Below are 16,099 nucleotides of genomic sequence, written 5' to 3'. Positions count from 1 at the left end.
CTTGCTCGTCCCGATCAAAGGACAAAAACATGCGCCAGCCTGAAGCGTTGCAGCGACCTTTGCGCGTCTGGCAGGACGCGCGGCGCTCTCGGTCCGCCGCCCTCTCCTATCCTGATTCGCCGCGGTTGCAGCAGCCTTGCGACTCACCGGGATGTGACCGAAGAATTTCGCCTGATTTTGGGCAGGTTCTGTCAATTGCCCTGATTTCGCCTATGTTCGTTAAAAAAGAACATTGAAACAAAAAGGGGTACCGGCCGGATGCCAAACTTCTGCAGGACCGTGAAGCCTGGCCTCGCGGCCTCGCTTCTGACAGCAGCGCTTCTCCTCGTTCCTCCTGCGTCCAACGCCGAGGAACAGCCCGTCTGGCGCCACGCCACGTCGTCGGTCGGAGAGCCCAAATACAAGGACGGCTTCCAGCGCTTCGATTACGTCAATCCGGACGCTCCAAAGGGCGGAGGGCTGCGGCTCTCGGTGAGCGGGACGTTCGACTCGTTCAACCCGATCCTCGCCAAGGGCGAGGTGGCGACCGGCCTTACTTCGCTGGTCTTCGAAACGCTCCTGAAATCCGCCGAGGACGAGATCACCACATCCTACGGCCTGCTCGCAGAGGCCATCTCATATCCCGCCGATATTTCCTCCGCCACTTTTCGCCTGCGGGCAGAGGCCAAGTGGGCAGACGGCAAACCGGTGACCCCGGAGGATGTCGTCTTCTCCTTCAACATGGTGAAAGAGCACAATCCGCTTTTTTCCAACTACTACCGCCACGTAATTTCGGCGGAAAAGACAGGCGACCGCGACGTCACCTTCCGTTTCGACGAGAAGAATAACCACGAACTGCCGAATATTCTGGGCCAGTTTCCGATCCTGCCGAAGCACTGGTGGGAAGGGCAGGACGCCAACGGCAGCAAGCGCGATATCAGCCGCACGACGCTGGAGCCCGTCATGGGCTCCGGCCCCTACAAGATCGCCTCGTTCCAAGCGGGCGGCTCGATCCGCTTTGAATTGCGGGACGACTATTGGGGCAAGGATCTCAACGTGAATGTCGGCCGATATAATTTCCGCACCATCAATTACGCCTTCTTCAGCGACAGGAGCGTGCAGTTCGAGGCCTTCCGTGCCGGCAATGTCGATTTCTATCAGGACAACAGCGCAAGCCATTGGGCCACGGCCTACGACTTTCCAGCGATGAAAGACGGCCGGGTGATCCGAGAGGAGATCGAAAACCCGTTGCGCGCTACCGGCATAATGCAGGCCTTCGTACCCAATATGCGCCGCGAAAAATTCAAGGACCAGCGGGTGCGCGAAGCGTTGAACTACGCCTTCGACTTCGAGGATCTGAATCGCAGCCTCGCACACAACGCGTTTCAGCGCGTCGACAGTTATTTCTGGGGCACGGAGCTTGCCTCCTCCGGCTTGCCCGAGGGGCGCGAGAAAGAAATCCTTGAAGAACTGAAAGACAAGGTTCCTGCCGCCGTTTTCACCACACCCTACAAGAACCCTGTCAACGGCGATCCGCAAAAGGTGCGCGACAATCTGCGCACGGCGCTCGCACTCTTCAAGGAGGCGGGTTACGAACTGAAGGGCAGCCGGTTGGTGAACGCGAAGACCGGCGAGCCGTTCAGCTTCGAAATCCTTCTGTCCAATCCTTCCTTCGAACGCACGGTCACACCGTTCGTGAACAGCGTAAGGAAGATCGGGATAGATGCTCGCATCCGCACCGTCGACGACTCGCAATACACCAACCGCGTCAGAAGTTACGACTATGACATGATCTACGGCATCTGGGCACAAACGCTCGTGCCCGGCAACGAACAGAGCGACTATTGGGGTTCGGCCTCAGTCAACCAGCCGGGATCAAGGAACTATGCCGGCATCGCTGATCCGGCGATTGACGAACTTATCCGGAGAATCGTGTTCGCGCCGAACCGCGAGGAACTGGTCGCGACGACACGGGCGCTCGACCGCGTCCTTCTCGCACATCACTACGTCGTGCCGCTTTTCTACTCGAAGGCCTTGCGCGTTGCCTACTGGAACCACCTGGCACGCCCGAAGGAGCTTCCCTATTACGGGATGGATTTCCCGGATTCGTGGTGGTCGAAAAACGCGGCTACAAAATGAAGCTCTTGCGCTCAGGAGCTGTCTCGATTCCAAATGCGGGAAACGAATCACGAAACACGAACGGCTCCGCAGAGGCCGCAGCCGCTGGGAGATGCAGGATTTGAGGCACATTAGAGCAATTCCAGTCGACGCTGCGCCGGTCTGCTTCGCCAGCAATTCGTCGATCCAGAGGTTCGCCTGATGGGTGCCTATATCCTGCGCCGGCTCCTGCTGATGATCCCGACGATCGTCGGCATCATGGCCATCTCCTTCGCCGTGGTGCAGTTTGCGCCGGGCGGGCCGGTGGAGCAGGTGATCTCCGACCTCACCAACGCGGCCGGCTCCGACAGGCTTTCCGGCAATGCCGGCGACCTCATGCCTATCGGCGGCGGCGACGGCGGGCAGTATCGCGGGGCGCAAGGGCTCGATCCCGATTTCATCGCCAAGCTCGAAAAGCAGTTCGGCTTCGACAAGCCGCCACTCGAGCGCTTCGTCACGATGATGTGGGATTATATCCGCTTCGACTTCGGCGAGAGCTTCTTCCGCAATACGCCGGTCATCGACCTCATCATCCAGAAGATGCCGGTTTCGATCTCGCTCGGGGTCTGGATCCTGATCTTCTCCTATGCGATCTCGATCCCGCTCGGCATCAAGAAGGCGGTCTCCGACGGTTCCACCTTCGACGTCTGGACCTCCGGCGTCATCATCGTCGGCTATGCGGTGCCGAGTTTCCTCTTCGGCATTCTCCTGATCGTGCTTTTTGCGGGCGGATCCTTCTTCGACTGGTTCCCCCTGCGGGGCCTCGTCTCCGACAATTTCGACCAGCTTCCCTGGTACGAGAAGATCCTCGATTATTTCTGGCACATGACGCTGCCGCTGATCACGCTTCTGCTCTCCGCCTTCGCGACCACGACGCTGCTCACCAAGAATTCCTTCATCGACGAGATCAAGAAGCAATATGTGACGACGGCGCGGGCCAAGGGCCTGACCGAGCGGCGCGTTCTCTACGGACATGTGTTCCGCAATGCGATGCTGATCATCATTGCGGGCTTTCCCGGCGCCTTCATCTCCGCCTTCTTCACCGGGTCGCTGCTCATCGAATACATATTCTCGCTCGATGGGCTGGGGCGGCTCGGCTATGACGCGGTCGTAAAACGCGATTATCCCATCGTCTTCGCGACCCTCTTCATCTACTCGCTGATGGGCCTTGTCGTCAGCCTCGTCTCGGACCTCATCTACACCTGGGTCGACCCGCGCATCGATTTCGAGCGGAGGGACGTCTGATGAGCACCGCTACCGCCTATGCCGGCGCGCCGGAAAAGGGCTGGCTCACGCCGATCGGGCGCCGCCGCTGGCAGAATTTCAAGGCCAACCGCCGCGGCTACTGGTCTCTGTGGCTCTTCCTTCTCCTCTTCGGACTCAGTCTGTTCGCGGAATTCATCGCCAACGACAAGCCGATCCTCGCCTCCTACAAGGGCGAGATCCTGGTCCCGGTGCTGATCGATTATCCGGAAGAGAAATTCGGCGGCTTCCTCGCCGAGACCGACTATCGGTCCGACTTCGTCCGCGACGAGATCGAGGCGAACGGCTGGATGGTCTGGCCGCCGATCCGCTATTCCTACCAGACGGTCAATTCCAGCATCCCCCATTCGGCGCCGACGCCCCCTTTCTGGCTGATGAGCGAAGAAGAGCGCTGCTCCGCCTATCCGCAAGGGGCCGACGACCCCGGATGCATAGCCGGCAACCTGAACTGGCTCGGCACCGACGACCAGGCCCGCGACGTGATGGCGCGGATGATCTACGGTTTTCGCATCTCGGTCCTATTCGGCCTCGCACTGACCATCGCCTCGGCGGTGATCGGGGTTTCGGCCGGCGCCGTGCAGGGCTATTTCGGCGGCTGGACCGATCTGCTCATGCAGCGCTTCATCGAGATCTGGTCGTCGATGCCGGTGCTCTACATCCTGCTCATCATCGCCGCCATCCTGCCGCCGGGCTTCTTCATCCTGCTCGGCATCATGCTGCTCTTTTCCTGGGTCGGCTTCGTCGGCGTCGTCAGGGCCGAATTCCTGCGCGCCCGCAATTTCGAATATGTCAACGCGGCGCGCGCGCTCGGCGTCGGCAACGGCACCATCATGTACCGTCACCTGCTGCCGAACGCGATGGTGGCGACGCTCACCTTCCTGCCCTTCATTCTTTCGGGCTCGATCACCACGCTCACCTCGCTCGACTTTCTCGGCTTCGGCATGCCTCCGGGTTCCCCGTCGCTCGGCGAGATGATCGCGCAGGGCAAGTCCAACCTGCAGGCGCCGTGGCTGGGGCTGACCGCCTTCTTCGCCATGTCGATCATGCTGTCGCTTTTGATCTTCGTCGGCGAGGCGACGCGCGACGCCTTCGACCCGAGAAAGACGTTCCGGTGAGCGCGACGATGACAGATACCCTCCTTTCCGTGCGCGACCTCTCCGTCGCCTTCCACCAGGGCGGCGAAACCTCGCTTGCTGTCGACCGCATCTCCTTCGACATCAGGCGCGGCGAGACCGTGGCGCTGGTCGGAGAGTCCGGCTCGGGCAAATCCGTCTCCGCCAACTCGATCCTGAAGCTCCTGCCCTACCCCGCCGCAAGCCATCCGAGCGGCGAAATCCTCTTCAACGGGAAGGATCTCCTGAAGGCGAGCGACGACGAGCTCAGGCATGTCCGCGGCAACGACGTCACCATGATCTTCCAGGAGCCGATGACATCGCTCAATCCGCTGCACACGATCGAGCAGCAGATCGGCGAAATCCTGGAAATCCATCAGCAACTCAAGGGCGCGGCCGCCCGCACGAGAACCCTGGAACTCCTCGAGCAGGTCGGCATTCGCGAAGCGGAGAAGCGGCTCGGCGCCTACCCGCATCAGCTTTCGGGCGGCCAGCGTCAGCGCGTGATGATAGCCATGGCTCTCGCCAACCGGCCGGAGCTCTTGATCGCCGACGAGCCGACGACGGCGCTCGACGTCACGGTGCAGGCGCAGATCCTCGAGCTTTTGAAGTCGCTCAAGGACGAGCACGGCATGTCCATGCTGTTCATCACTCACGACCTCGGCATCGTCCGCAAGATCGCCGATCGGGTCTGCGTCATGACCAAGGGCAAGATCGTCGAGACCGGACCGACCGCCGAGATCTTCGCCAATCCGCAGCACGCCTATACCCGCCACCTGCTGGCCTCCGAGCCGCGGGGCGAACCGCCGCCTTCGGACGCCTCCAGGCCGATCGTGATCGAAGCCAAGGACATGAAAGTCTGGTTTCCCATCAAGGCCGGCTTCCTGCGCCGGGTGGTGGACCACGTCAAGGCGGTGGACGGCATCGACCTGACGCTCCGCGCCGGCCAGACGCTGGGCGTGGTCGGCGAGTCCGGCTCCGGCAAGACGACGCTCGGCCTTGCGCTGACGCGACTGATCTCGTCCAAGGGCCGCATCGCCTTCGTCGGGGAAGACATCGACGCCTACAGTTTCCGCGAGATGCGGCCGCTCAGAAACCGGATGCAGGTGGTGTTTCAGGACCCTTACGGATCGCTGAGCCCGCGCATGTCGATCGCCGATATTATCGGCGAGGGTTTGAAGATCCACGAGAAGGCGCTGACGGACGGCGAGCGCGATCAGCGCGTCGCCGCAGCACTGGAAGAGGTCGGCCTCGATCCCGCGACGCGCTGGCGCTATCCGCACGAATTTTCCGGCGGCCAGCGCCAGCGCATCGCGATCGCCCGGGCGATGGTGCTGAAACCTCAGTTCGTCATGCTCGACGAGCCGACCTCCGCCCTCGACATGAGCGTGCAGGCCCAGGTGGTCGATCTCCTGCGCGATCTCCAGCGCAAGCACAATCTCGCCTATCTCTTCATCAGCCATGACCTCAGGGTCGTGCGCGCGCTCGCTAACGAGGTGATCGTCATGCGGCTCGGCAAGGTCGTGGAACAGGGACCCGCCGAGCGCATCTTCGAGGCACCGGCGGAAGACTATACCAAGGCGCTGATGGCCGCCGCCTTCAACCTCGAAGCGGTCAATCTCGCCGCCATTCATCAGTAGAGTTGCGTCCATGTCCGCCAAAAGCCCCGTAATCGTCGACCTGAAATTCATCCCCGAGGAGGTCGAAGCCGCCCTTGCGGGCGCCTTTCCCGGCCGTGAGGTGATCGATCTCGCCGACCCGGCGCATCAGGGGCGTGATCTCTCCGGCATCGACTATGCGGTGGTCTGGAAATCCGCGCCCGACCTCTTCTCCCGCGCCCCCGACCTCAAGGTGGTCTTTTCCGGCGGCGCCGGCGTCGACCACGTGCTGACGCTGCCGGGCCTGCCCGACGTGCCGCTGGTGCGCTTCGTCGACCGGTCGCTGACGACGCGGATGAGCGAGTGGGTGGTGATGCAGTGCCTCCTGCATCTTCGCCAGCACCGCGCCTACGAGGCGCTGGCGAAGAAGCACGAATGGCGTGACCTCAGCCAGCCGGAAGCAGCCGACGTGACGGTCGGTATCATCGGCATGGGCGTGCTTGGCAAGGACTCCGCCCGCAAGCTCGCCGTGATGGGCTTCAAGGTGATCGGCTGGTCGCGAAGCAAACGGGTGGTCGAGGGTGTAGAGACCTACGACGCCGCCGGACTGGACGCATTTCTCAGCAGGACGGATTTTCTCGTCGGCCTGCTGCCGCTGACGCCGGATACCAAGGGTATCTTCAACGCCGCCCTCTTCGCCAAGCTCAGCCGGAAGGGGCCGTTCGGAGCGCCCGTTTTCATCAATGCCGGCCGTGGCGGCAGTCAGGTCGAGGCCGACATTCTGGACTGCCTCGATTCCGGTGTTCTCGGAGGCGCATCGCTCGACGTCTTCGAACAGGAGCCGCTCTCCCCGGAAAGCCGCTTCTGGGACATGCCGGATGTCTATGTGACGCCGCATGTCGCCGCTTCGTCCGACGTCAGGGCGCTCTTTGTGCATGTGGAGCACCAGATCGCGCGCTTCGAGCGCGGGCTGCCTCTGGAGCATGTGGTGGATAAGCTAGCCGGCTATTGATTGCGCGGCGCGCAGCGACCGCCGCTCAGCCTAACCCTCTCCCCGCGCGCGGGGACGACCGCCCCTCACCCTAACCCTCTCCCCGCATGCGGGGAGAGGGGACGTGCGCCACGGCGCGCCTGGGTGTGGAGATGGTGCGAAGGCGAACCCGCGATTCCTTCTCCCCGCATGCGGGGAGAAGGTGCCGGCAGGCGGATGAGGGGCGGCCGCGGCTCAAGAAAGCCGCAAAATCCGGGGATCAGGGCCGCCGGTATCCCGTCGGCTGCGCATAGAGCCACGCGATACGCCGGATGGCGTCTTCGAGACCTTCGCGCGCCACCGTCATCGTGTGTCCGTTGGCATGCACCAGGGTCTTCTCGTCTTCCATGATCGCCACATGGCCCTTCCAGAAGACGAGGTCGCCGCGCGTGAGATCTTCGCGCTCGATGAGGCGGCCGAGTCCGCTGGCCTGCATGTCGGAATCGCGCGGCGCATTGCGCCCCGCCATCTGCATCGCGAGTTGCACGAGGCCGGAACAGTCTATGCCGAAGCCGGAGCGGCCGCCCCAGAGATAGGGCGTTTCGAGAAAGCGGGTCGCGATTGCGACATAATCATCCGTAAGCGCGCCGGTTGCGGGGATGCAGTGATCGGCGACGATTGCCAGCCCGCCATCCAGCAGAAAATAGCGCGTGCCGCGCGTCTCGGCCTCACCGGAGACGGCGATCCGGCTTCCCATGGAAAGGGCAAAGGCTTGGGGAAAGCGCAGATCCGCGCCGCGATAGACGAAGGTCCTCGGCACCGCCACGAGGTGCGTCGCCGGCGCTTGCGGGGGCTGCACGACATCCTCCGGTACGTAGCCGACATAGCCGTCGAGATCGGACTTCACCCACGCCCATCCGCCGGCCACGTCGAGCACGCGCACCGTCTCGCCGTAGAGAAGCTCCGTATCGGTCCCGCAGCCGGCCTCCGGCCTCGCCCGCAGCGGCGTCACCGGCACGGATACGGCCGCCGGCGTTCCATCCACGAAGCGCTTTGCCTCGACCATGCCGCGCAGGCGTTCCTCCGCGAGATCCTCGCGATAGGCATTCAGGCGGCGGTCGAGGACCTCGGACATGGATAAGCTCACATTTTCCGGCCCTGATCGATGATCAGATCGCCGAACTTTTCAAGATAAAGCGCGCCCTCGACGGTGCGCTTGATGATGACGTTGCGCCTGTCGCGCTCGTCGCGGATCCGGTCGACGAGGCCGAGCGCACCCATGGTGTCGAGCGCGCGCGTGATCACCGGCTTCGTCACCCCGAGCGCCGCGGCGAGGCCGCGCACCGTATGGGGCGGCGGCACCAGGTAAATCTGTAACAGGATCGCCATCTGGCGCAAGGTCAGATCGCGGCTGTCGACGCGCACCTGTTCGAGCGACACGGCATGCCAGAGCCCCAGCGCCTGAGAAGGGGTAAGTTCGACCGGCAAAGGAAACTCCTGCGTGGATCACGTGTCCGGGAGCATAGCCGGCGATCGTTACGCAAGCGTTTCTTTTGCGGCTCGATTGCGCGAACGGCTACCCCGCTATCCTGCCGATGTGATGGTAAAGCGCCCGGATCGCCTGAGCTTCACCGCCGATGGGCGAATGCGGGCGCTCGGACTGGGCCCAGCCGAAGATGTCGAAATGGACCCAGCTTTTCGCGTTCGTCACGAAACGCTTGAGGAACAGCGCCGCCGTGATCGAACCGGCCATGCCGCCCGAGGGGGCGTTGGTGAGATCGGCGATGCGGGCGGAAACATCCTTGTCATAGCCCCTGTAGAGCGGCATCCGCCAGACCGGATCGTCCACGGCCAGGCTCGCTTCGGCAAGATCATGGGCGAGGTCATCGTCGTCGGTGAAGAAAGGCGGCAGGTCCGGCCCCAGCGCCACGCGGGCGGCGCCCGTCAGGGTCGCCACGTCGATGACGAGGTCCGTCTTCTCCTCGTCCGCATAGGCGAGAGCATCGGCGAGGATCAGCCGTCCCTCCGCGTCGGTGTTGTCGATCTGCACGGTCAGGCCCTTGCGGCTCTTGTAGATGTCGCCGGGACGGAAAGCATTCGCCGAGATCGAATTCTCGACCACGGGAATGATCACGCGCAGATCCACCTTGAGCTTTGCATCCATGATCATCAGCGCAAGGCCCATGACGTTCGCAGCGCCGCCCATGTCCTTCTTCATGAGCAGCATCGAGGACGCCGGTTTGATGTCCAGCCCGCCGGTGTCGAAGCAGACGCCCTTGCCGACGAGCGTCACCTGCCGGTGGCCCTTCCTGCCCCAGCGCATTTCAAGCAGCCGCGGCGCTTCGGCGCTGGCGCGGCCGACGGTGTGGACGAGCGGGAAGTTCTCGGTCAGCAGGGCTTCGCCGGAAATCACCGATACGTCGGCCTTGTAATGGGCGGCCAGCGCCCGGAATGCGGCTTCCAGCGCTTGCGGTCCCATATCGTTGGTCGGCGTGTTGATCAAGTCGCGCGCCAGGAACACGCCGGCGAGCTGCCGCTTGATATCGGTCGCATCCGAATCGGCCGGAATGAGCAGCGTCGGCGCGTCCGTCTTCGAGGGTTTGTAGCGCTCGAAGCGGTAGGACCCGAGGCCGTAGCCGAGAGCCAGCCGATTGGCGGTGAGCGGCGCTGTTTCGATGTGCCATTTGCCGGCCGGGAGCGCCCGGGCGAGCTTGCCGGTCAGGAAGGGCGTGTCGGACGGGTTGGCGCCGAGCCCGAACAGCGCGCCTCCGAGATGACCATCGGCCGAGGGGATGAGCAGCACCGCGCCGGATTCCGCCTTGAAGCCGGCTTTCTTCGCCCAATCGAGCGCGATCGGATCGATGCTCCCCGTCTCGATATGCGCGGGCGTCACCGCAAAGATCGGCAGCGTCTTGCCGTTGCTGGTGTTGAACGGCGATGGCCGCTCGATGAACTGATAGGGAGCCATTGGAATCCTCGACTGGCGGATGCGAACAGGTGCGATTAACGCTCCGTTAGGGTTAACAGATTATTGCTGGAGTGAAAGTTGCGCCGCTTTTGTCTGGAGTTCCGGTGCAGGACTGGATGGCTGGGGCTTCGATGACGATGCAAGACACTTTCTCCTTATCCCTGTGCCGCCTCGCAACGGGGGTTGCCGTTGCGATGGTGGCGCTGTCGCTCTCCGCCTGTGCCGGACAACAGGGCAGGAAGGAGCTGACGACCGGATCTATCCCGAAGCTCACGAGGCCGGTGCAGTCGATGAACGCGACCGAACTCGCTGCCGCCGCCGAACGCATCGGCAAGGCCTATGAGCGCAATCCGAAGGATCGGGAGGCCGGGCTCAACTACGCCAATCTCCTGCGCATGACGGGCCGCAACGAACAGGCGCTTGCCGTCATGCAACAGGTGGCGATCTACCATCCGGCGGATCGCGAGGTGCTCGGAGCCTACGGCAAGGCCCAGGCCGCGGCGGGTCAGCTGGAACAGGCGCTCGCAACGATCAGCCGTGCCCAGACGCCGGACCGGCCCGACTGGAAGCTGAAATCCGCGGAAGGCGCCATCCTCGACCAGCTCGGCCGCTCCGCCGAGGCACGGCTGCGCTATCGCGAGGCTCTGGACCTCAAGCCCAACGAGCCTTCGGTCCTCTCCAATCTGGGCATGTCCTATTTGCTCTCGAAGGATCTGCGGACGGCCGAGACCTACCTCAAATCCGCGGCGAGCCAACCGGATGCCGGCAGCAGCGTGCGCCAGAACCTCGCGCTTGCCGTCGGCCTGCAGGGCCGCTTCCAGGAAGCGGAGGTCATCGCCCGCCAGGAACTGACAGCCGAGCAGGCGGAGGCCAATGTCGCCTATCTTCGCTCCATGCTGTCTCAGCAGGGCGCGTGGAAGCAGCTGGCAAAGGCGGATGCGGCGAAGGCGGATTGAAGCTTGACCGGCCGGCACCGCCACCTGCAAGGGTGGCGGCACGCGCCCCTCATCCCGCTGCCGCGACCTTCTCCCCGCAGGCGGGGAGAAGGGATATGCCGCCCTCTCCACTCCCCTCTCTCCACGGGGGAGAGGGGCTAGGGTGAGGCAGTACAGCCGGTAAAGGCGGCAGTCCCTTTCAAGGGCGGTTAAACCACCTTTGCCTTTCCATCCTAAAACTTGTCCGCCACCTGTATCCCGGCGGGGCCGAGGATGACGGCGACGAGGACCGGCAGGAAGAACAGGATCATCGGCACCGTCAGCTTCGGCGGCAGTGCGGCCGCCTTTTTCTCGGCGGCGGTCATGCGCTGGTCGCGGCTCTCCTGCGCCAGAACGCGCAGCGCCTGAGCGACGGGCGTGCCGTAGCGGTCGGCCTGGATCAGCGCCTGCGTCACCGATTTCACCTCATCGAGACCCGTGCGCATGCCGAGATTTTCGAGCGCGATGCGCCTTTCGGGCAGGAAGGAGAGTTCCGCGGTCGTCAGCACCAGTTCCTCCGCCAGCGGCTGCGACTGCACGGCTATCTCGTCGGCGACGCGGCGCATGGCGAGTTCCATCGAGACGCCGGACTCGACGCAGATGAGCAGGAGATCGAGCGCATCCGGCCAGGCGCGGCGAATCGACTGCTGGCGCTTGGAGATCGCATTGGCGATGAAGATGTTCGGCGCGTAGAAGCCGACATAGGCGAATCCGATGGCGAAGGACACCCTGACCATGATCGGCTTGTCGGCGAAATTTCCGAGCACGAAAATATAGAGAACCGCAACGGTCAGAAACAGGAACGGCAGGCAGAAGCGGGCGAAGAGGAAGGTGTTGAGCGCGTTCTGCGAGCGATAGCCGGCCGTCTTCAGGCGGTTGACGGTGTTGTCGTCCACCAGAGCCTTTCTGAGGTTCAGCCGCTCGACGATCTCCCGGACCGAGGTGTTGTGCTGTGCCCTGAGGCTTGCCCTGCCGGTGGTCGCCTCGGCATTGAGCCGGGCGCGCTCGCGGGCGCGAATCTGCTCCCGTTCGGTGGCGACCGACTTCATCCGCTTCGTGAGGTCTCCCCGCTCGAGCAAGGGCGCCACGAGCGAATAGAACGTGGCGAGCACGGCCATCGAGACGAGCGCCGCGACGATGATGTTCAGATCGGTAAGCGTCTCTATCCAGCCGGCCACGGGATCCTCAGATGTCGAAGTTGATCATGTTGCGCATTACCCAGATGCCGATGCTCATCCAAACGGCGGAAGCGCCCATGATGATGTGGCCGCGCGGGTCGGTGAAGAGAATCATCATGTAGTCCGGCGAAGTCAGATAGACGAGGGTTGCGACGATGAAGGGCAGCGCGCCGATGATGCAGGCGGACGCCTTGGCCTCCATCGACAGCGCGCTGACCTTCGCCTTCATCTTCCTGCGTTCGCGCAGGACCTTGGAGAGATTACCGAGCGCCTCGGACAGATTGCCGCCCGCCTGCGCCTGAATGGCGATGACGATCGCGAAGAAGTTGACTTCCGGCAGCGGGATGCTGTGAATCATGCGGGCGCAGGCTTCGGGAACGTTGAGACCCACCTGCTGGGATTCGACGACACGGCGGAATTCGGTCCTGACCGGCTCCTGCCCGTCGCTCGCGATCAGCCGCAAGGCGTCGTTCAGCGGCAGCCCCGACTTGATCGACCGGACCATGACATCGAGCGAGTTCGGAAACTCGTCGAGAAACTTTCTGCAACGGCGTTTGACCATGGAGCCGACGATCCACCGCGGCAGGCCGGCCGCGCCTATCAGGCCGACGCCTGCGGCAATGATCAGTCCGGCCCCTGCCAGGAGGACGACAAGGAAGGCGAGCAACCCGAAAAGCGCACTGAACAGATAGAACTGCGCGATCGATATCGAAAGGCCGGCCTGCAGCAAACGCTTCTTCATCGAAGGCGCCGCATTGGCGGATTTTTCCTGCTGCTTCTTCTCGAGGTCCTTCAGCGAATCCTGAACGGATTTGCGACGCTTCGACATCTCGTTGACGCGGTCGCGCGCCGCCTTGATCTTGGTGCGGTCCGTCTCCGAGGCGCTGACCCGGCGCAGGCGGCCCTCCGCCTTTTTCTCGGTCTCGATACGGGGATAGAGCACACCATAGGCGAGTCCTGCCGCCGCCAGGGCGACGAGGCCGGCCAGTCCCAGGACGGTGATGTCTATGCCGAACATCGCTCGGTCTGTCCTTTACTCGGAGCGGCGGGACCGCAGCCGTTTCGCCTATTGCTTTTCCATCGCGTCGAGGGTCGCAGCGAGCCGCTTGTCCTCGTTGAAGTAACGGGCCCGGTCCCAGAAATGCGGCCGGCCGATGCCGGTGGAGACGTGGCGGCCGACGATGCGGCCATTGGCGTCCTCCCCGTCGATCTCGTAGCGCATCAGGTCCTGGGTGATGATCACGTCGCCTTCCATGCCGGTGACTTCGGTGATGTGGGTGATCCGGCGCGATCCGTCCCGCAGGCGCGAGGCCTGGATGATCACGTCCACCGAGCCGGAGATGATCTCGCGAACGGTCCTGGCCGGCAGGGTATAGCCGCCCATGGCGATCATCGATTCCATGCGGCTCAGGCATTCGCGCGGGGTATTTGCGTGGATCGTTCCCATCGAACCGTCATGGCCGGTGTTCATCGCCTGCAGCAGGTCGAAGACTTCCGGGCCGCGCACTTCACCGACGATGATGCGCTCCGGGCGCATGCGCAGGCAGTTCTTCACGAGGTCGCGCATGGTGATCTCGCCCTCGCCCTCGATGTTCGGCGGGCGCGTCTCGAGCCGGACGACATGCGGCTGCTGCAGTTGCAATTCGGCCGAATCCTCGCAGGTAATGATCCGCTCGGTGCTGTCGATATAGCGCGTCAGGCAGTTGAGCAGCGTCGTCTTTCCGGAGCCGGTGCCGCCGGAAATGACGATGTTGCAGCGGACGCGGCCGATGATCTGCAGCAGGACGGCGGCCTCGGGCGTGATCGATCCGAAGCGCACCAGCTGCTCCAGCGTCAGCTTGTCCTTCTTGAACTTGCGGATGGTGAGAGCCGTACCGTCGATCGCGAGCGGCGGCGCGATGACGTTGACGCGTGACCCGTCCGGCAGACGCGCATCGCAGATCGGGCTCGATTCGTCGACGCGGCGGCCTACCTGGCTGACGATGCGCTGGCAGATCGACAGCAATTGCCCGTTGTCGCGGAACCGGATCTCCGATTCCTCGACCTTGCCGCCCACTTCGATGAAGGTTTGCCCGGCGCCGTTGACCATGATGTCGGCGATGTCGTCGCGCGCGAGCAATGGTTCCAGCGGTCCGTAGCCGAGCACGTCGTTGCAGATGTCGTCGAGCAGTTCCTCCTGCTCCGAGATTGACATCGCGAAGTTCTTGATGGTGATGATATCGTTGACGATGTCGCGGATTTCCTCGCGGGCGCTCTCGATATCGAGCTTGGAGAGCTGCGACAGATCGATCGTATCGATCAGCGCGGAGAAGACCTGCGATTTCGTGTCGTAATAATCTTCCGCCCTCGGCGCTCGGCGCCGCTGAGGCGGCGCCGCCGCTTGCGGGCGGGATGGCGCAGCGATCGTTTCGCCGAGAACGGGCGCGGCGGCACGCTCCACCGGTACCAGCTGGACGGCGGGCATCGGGGGCGCAGGCGAGAAGCCGCGCGCACCACCCTTGCCAGAACCTTCATTTCCGCGTTTGCCAAACATCACTTCATTCCAGTTGCTTCATCGATCCCCGCCCCCTTTGGGTGCGGGATCGGAAATATTCCGCTACCGCCTGCCGAGCTTCGCCAGAACCTTGCCGAGGCCGCCCCGTCTGGCCTTCTTGACGGTGGTGCGCCCGGTCAAGAGGTGGGACAGCTGGGAGAAGGTCTCGGCGGCCGGCGACTTCCGGTCGATCTCCGCGATCATGCGTCCGCTGTTGGAGGCATTGCCGAAGAGGACCGCATCGAACGGAATGATCGCTGCGGCTTCGATCTCCAGCGACGCGCAGAACTCATCGGGAGCGATCTCCGGACGCTTGGGCACGCCCACCTGGTTGAGCACGAGATGCGGTGCCTTGTCGTTCGGCCTCAACTTCTTCAAGGCATCGAGCAGGTTCTTCGCGTTTCTGAGGCTTGCCAGGTCCGGGGCGGCGGTGATGACCACCTCGTCGGCCGCGGAAAGCACAGAGCGGGTCCAGTCGGTCCAGCCATGCGGCAGGTCCAGAACGGATACGGGCGCGCTGCGCTGGAGAACTTCCAGGATCGGCTGAAACGCACCCGTCTCGAAGTCATAGGCGCGGTCGAGCATGGAGGGGGCGGCGAGCAGCGACAGATGATCGGAGCATCTGGTCAGGAGCCGGTCGAGAAAGACCTCGTCCAGCCGATCCGGTGCGAATACGGCCTCGGCGATCCCCTGCGGGGGGTCCTGATCGAAGTCGATATTGGCGGTTCCGTAGGGCAGATCGAGATCGGCAAGGATCGTCTCGGTCGAGAAAAGATTGGAAATGCCCCAGGCGCAATTATGGGCGATGACCGACGAGCCACAGCCGCCCTTCGCGCCGATGAAGGCAAGGCTGCGTCCGAGCGGCTCCGCCTCCGGATCCACGAAGATCGCCGAGACGGCGCTCAGCATATCCGCCATCCCGACCGGCGCGACCATATATTCGGAAATGCCGTTGCGGATCAGCTCGCGATAGAGAGCGATGTCGTTATGGCGGCCGATGACGATGACCTTGGTGCTCGGATCGCAGACCTCCGCGAGCGGCGCCAGCTCCGAAAGCAGCGAGCCGGTCTCGGCCGCGGTTTCGAGAATGATCAGATTGGGCGTCGAGACGCTGGTAAAAGTGGTCGCGGCGGCGGCGATGCCGCCACCGGTGATGCGAAGGCTGACCTTCGCCATACGGCGGTCCTGGCCGCAACGCTCCATGAGCCGCTGCACCGCTTCGCTTTCGCAGAAGGCATGGATCGAGATGCGCGGCAGGGGCCGGAGCTGCTCGAGGTCCCCGGGGCGCGACCCGTCCGCGGGCCAATCGCCGGCAGCGCCGCTTTCGATCGTGTATTCAATCGCGTTCATCGCTTTTCCTTGAAGGC

13 protein-coding genes are annotated in these 16,099 nt (G+C 63.5%); 6 read left to right on the top strand and 7 right to left on the bottom strand.

Annotated features, from left to right (window positions below):
• Window positions 1-258 precede the first annotated feature (258 nt).
• From CN933_RS13345 to CN933_RS13325, 5 genes are all read left to right on the top strand, one after another.
• Window positions 259-2,118, top strand: coding sequence for an extracellular solute-binding protein (locus tag CN933_RS13345; protein WP_018093788.1), 1,860 nt, complete (start codon window positions 259-261; stop codon window positions 2,116-2,118).
• A gap of 180 nt (window positions 2,119-2,298) precedes the next feature.
• Window positions 2,299-3,381: a microcin C ABC transporter permease YejB gene (locus CN933_RS13340; RefSeq protein ID WP_018093787.1), complete on the top strand. Its 1,083-nt coding sequence runs from the start codon at window positions 2,299-2,301 to the stop codon at window positions 3,379-3,381.
• On the top strand, window positions 3,381-4,514 hold the full coding sequence (locus CN933_RS13335; protein WP_018093786.1) for an ABC transporter permease: 1,134 nt from the start codon (window positions 3,381-3,383) through the stop codon (window positions 4,512-4,514). The genes CN933_RS13340 and CN933_RS13335 overlap by 1 nt, the downstream gene beginning before the upstream one ends.
• Before the next feature lie 8 nt (window positions 4,515-4,522).
• Entirely contained in the window at window positions 4,523-6,151 is a 1,629-nt protein-coding gene (locus tag CN933_RS13330) for an ABC transporter ATP-binding protein (RefSeq protein WP_026168492.1), read from the top strand.
• A gap of 10 nt (window positions 6,152-6,161) precedes the next feature.
• Window positions 6,162-7,121, top strand: a complete 960-nt coding sequence (locus CN933_RS13325; protein WP_018093784.1) for a 2-hydroxyacid dehydrogenase — start codon at window positions 6,162-6,164, stop codon at window positions 7,119-7,121.
• A gap of 238 nt (window positions 7,122-7,359) precedes the next feature.
• On the opposite strand, the gene CN933_RS13320 is transcribed toward CN933_RS13325, so the two are convergent.
• From CN933_RS13320 to CN933_RS13310, 3 genes are all read right to left on the bottom strand, one after another.
• A complete protein-coding gene (locus CN933_RS13320) occupies window positions 7,360-8,214 on the bottom strand; it encodes a C40 family peptidase (RefSeq protein ID WP_018093783.1) in 855 nt (284 codons plus the stop codon).
• An 8-nt stretch (window positions 8,215-8,222) separates the two neighbouring features.
• Entirely contained in the window at window positions 8,223-8,567 is a 345-nt protein-coding gene (locus CN933_RS13315; RefSeq protein ID WP_018093782.1) for a MarR family transcriptional regulator, read from the bottom strand.
• A gap of 88 nt (window positions 8,568-8,655) precedes the next feature.
• Complete coding sequence (locus tag CN933_RS13310; RefSeq protein ID WP_018093781.1) at window positions 8,656-10,047, bottom strand: leucyl aminopeptidase; 1,392 nt, start codon at window positions 10,045-10,047, stop codon at window positions 8,656-8,658.
• 131 nt (window positions 10,048-10,178) lie between these two features.
• Here CN933_RS13310 and CN933_RS13305 point away from each other — a divergent pair, with 131 nt between their 5' ends.
• Complete coding sequence (locus tag CN933_RS13305) at window positions 10,179-11,003, top strand: tetratricopeptide repeat protein (protein ID WP_026168491.1); 825 nt, start codon at window positions 10,179-10,181, stop codon at window positions 11,001-11,003.
• Window positions 11,004-11,215: 212 nt separating this feature from the next.
• Here CN933_RS13305 and CN933_RS13300 read toward each other — a convergent pair whose 3' ends face one another.
• The 4 genes from CN933_RS13300 to CN933_RS13285 form a co-directional block, all read right to left on the bottom strand.
• The gene (locus CN933_RS13300; protein WP_018093779.1) at window positions 11,216-12,199 is read right to left on the bottom strand and encodes a type II secretion system F family protein; all 984 of its coding nucleotides are present in this window, start codon (window positions 12,197-12,199) and stop codon (window positions 11,216-11,218) included.
• A 7-nt stretch (window positions 12,200-12,206) separates the two neighbouring features.
• Window positions 12,207-13,217 (bottom strand): type II secretion system F family protein, encoded by a 1,011-nt coding sequence (locus CN933_RS13295; protein WP_102761770.1) that lies wholly within the window; start codon window positions 13,215-13,217, stop codon window positions 12,207-12,209.
• A 48-nt stretch (window positions 13,218-13,265) separates the two neighbouring features.
• Window positions 13,266-14,732 carry a TadA family conjugal transfer-associated ATPase gene (locus CN933_RS13290; protein ID WP_018093777.1) on the bottom strand — a complete coding sequence of 489 codons (1,467 nt, stop codon included), beginning with the start codon at window positions 14,730-14,732 and terminating at the stop codon, window positions 13,266-13,268.
• Window positions 14,733-14,795: 63 nt separating this feature from the next.
• On the bottom strand, window positions 14,796-16,082 hold the full coding sequence (locus CN933_RS13285; RefSeq protein WP_018093776.1) for a CpaE/TadZ family protein: 1,287 nt from the start codon (window positions 16,080-16,082) through the stop codon (window positions 14,796-14,798).
• Window positions 16,083-16,099 lie beyond the last annotated feature (17 nt).

The sequence above is a fragment of the Sinorhizobium sp. M4_45 genome (assembly GCF_002885915.1).
In the GTDB taxonomy this organism is placed as follows: Bacteria; Pseudomonadota; Alphaproteobacteria; order Rhizobiales; family Rhizobiaceae; genus Sinorhizobium; species Sinorhizobium meliloti_A.
Note: the sequence above shows the minus strand (reverse complement) of the source record. Positions and strands in the feature narration are given on the sequence as shown.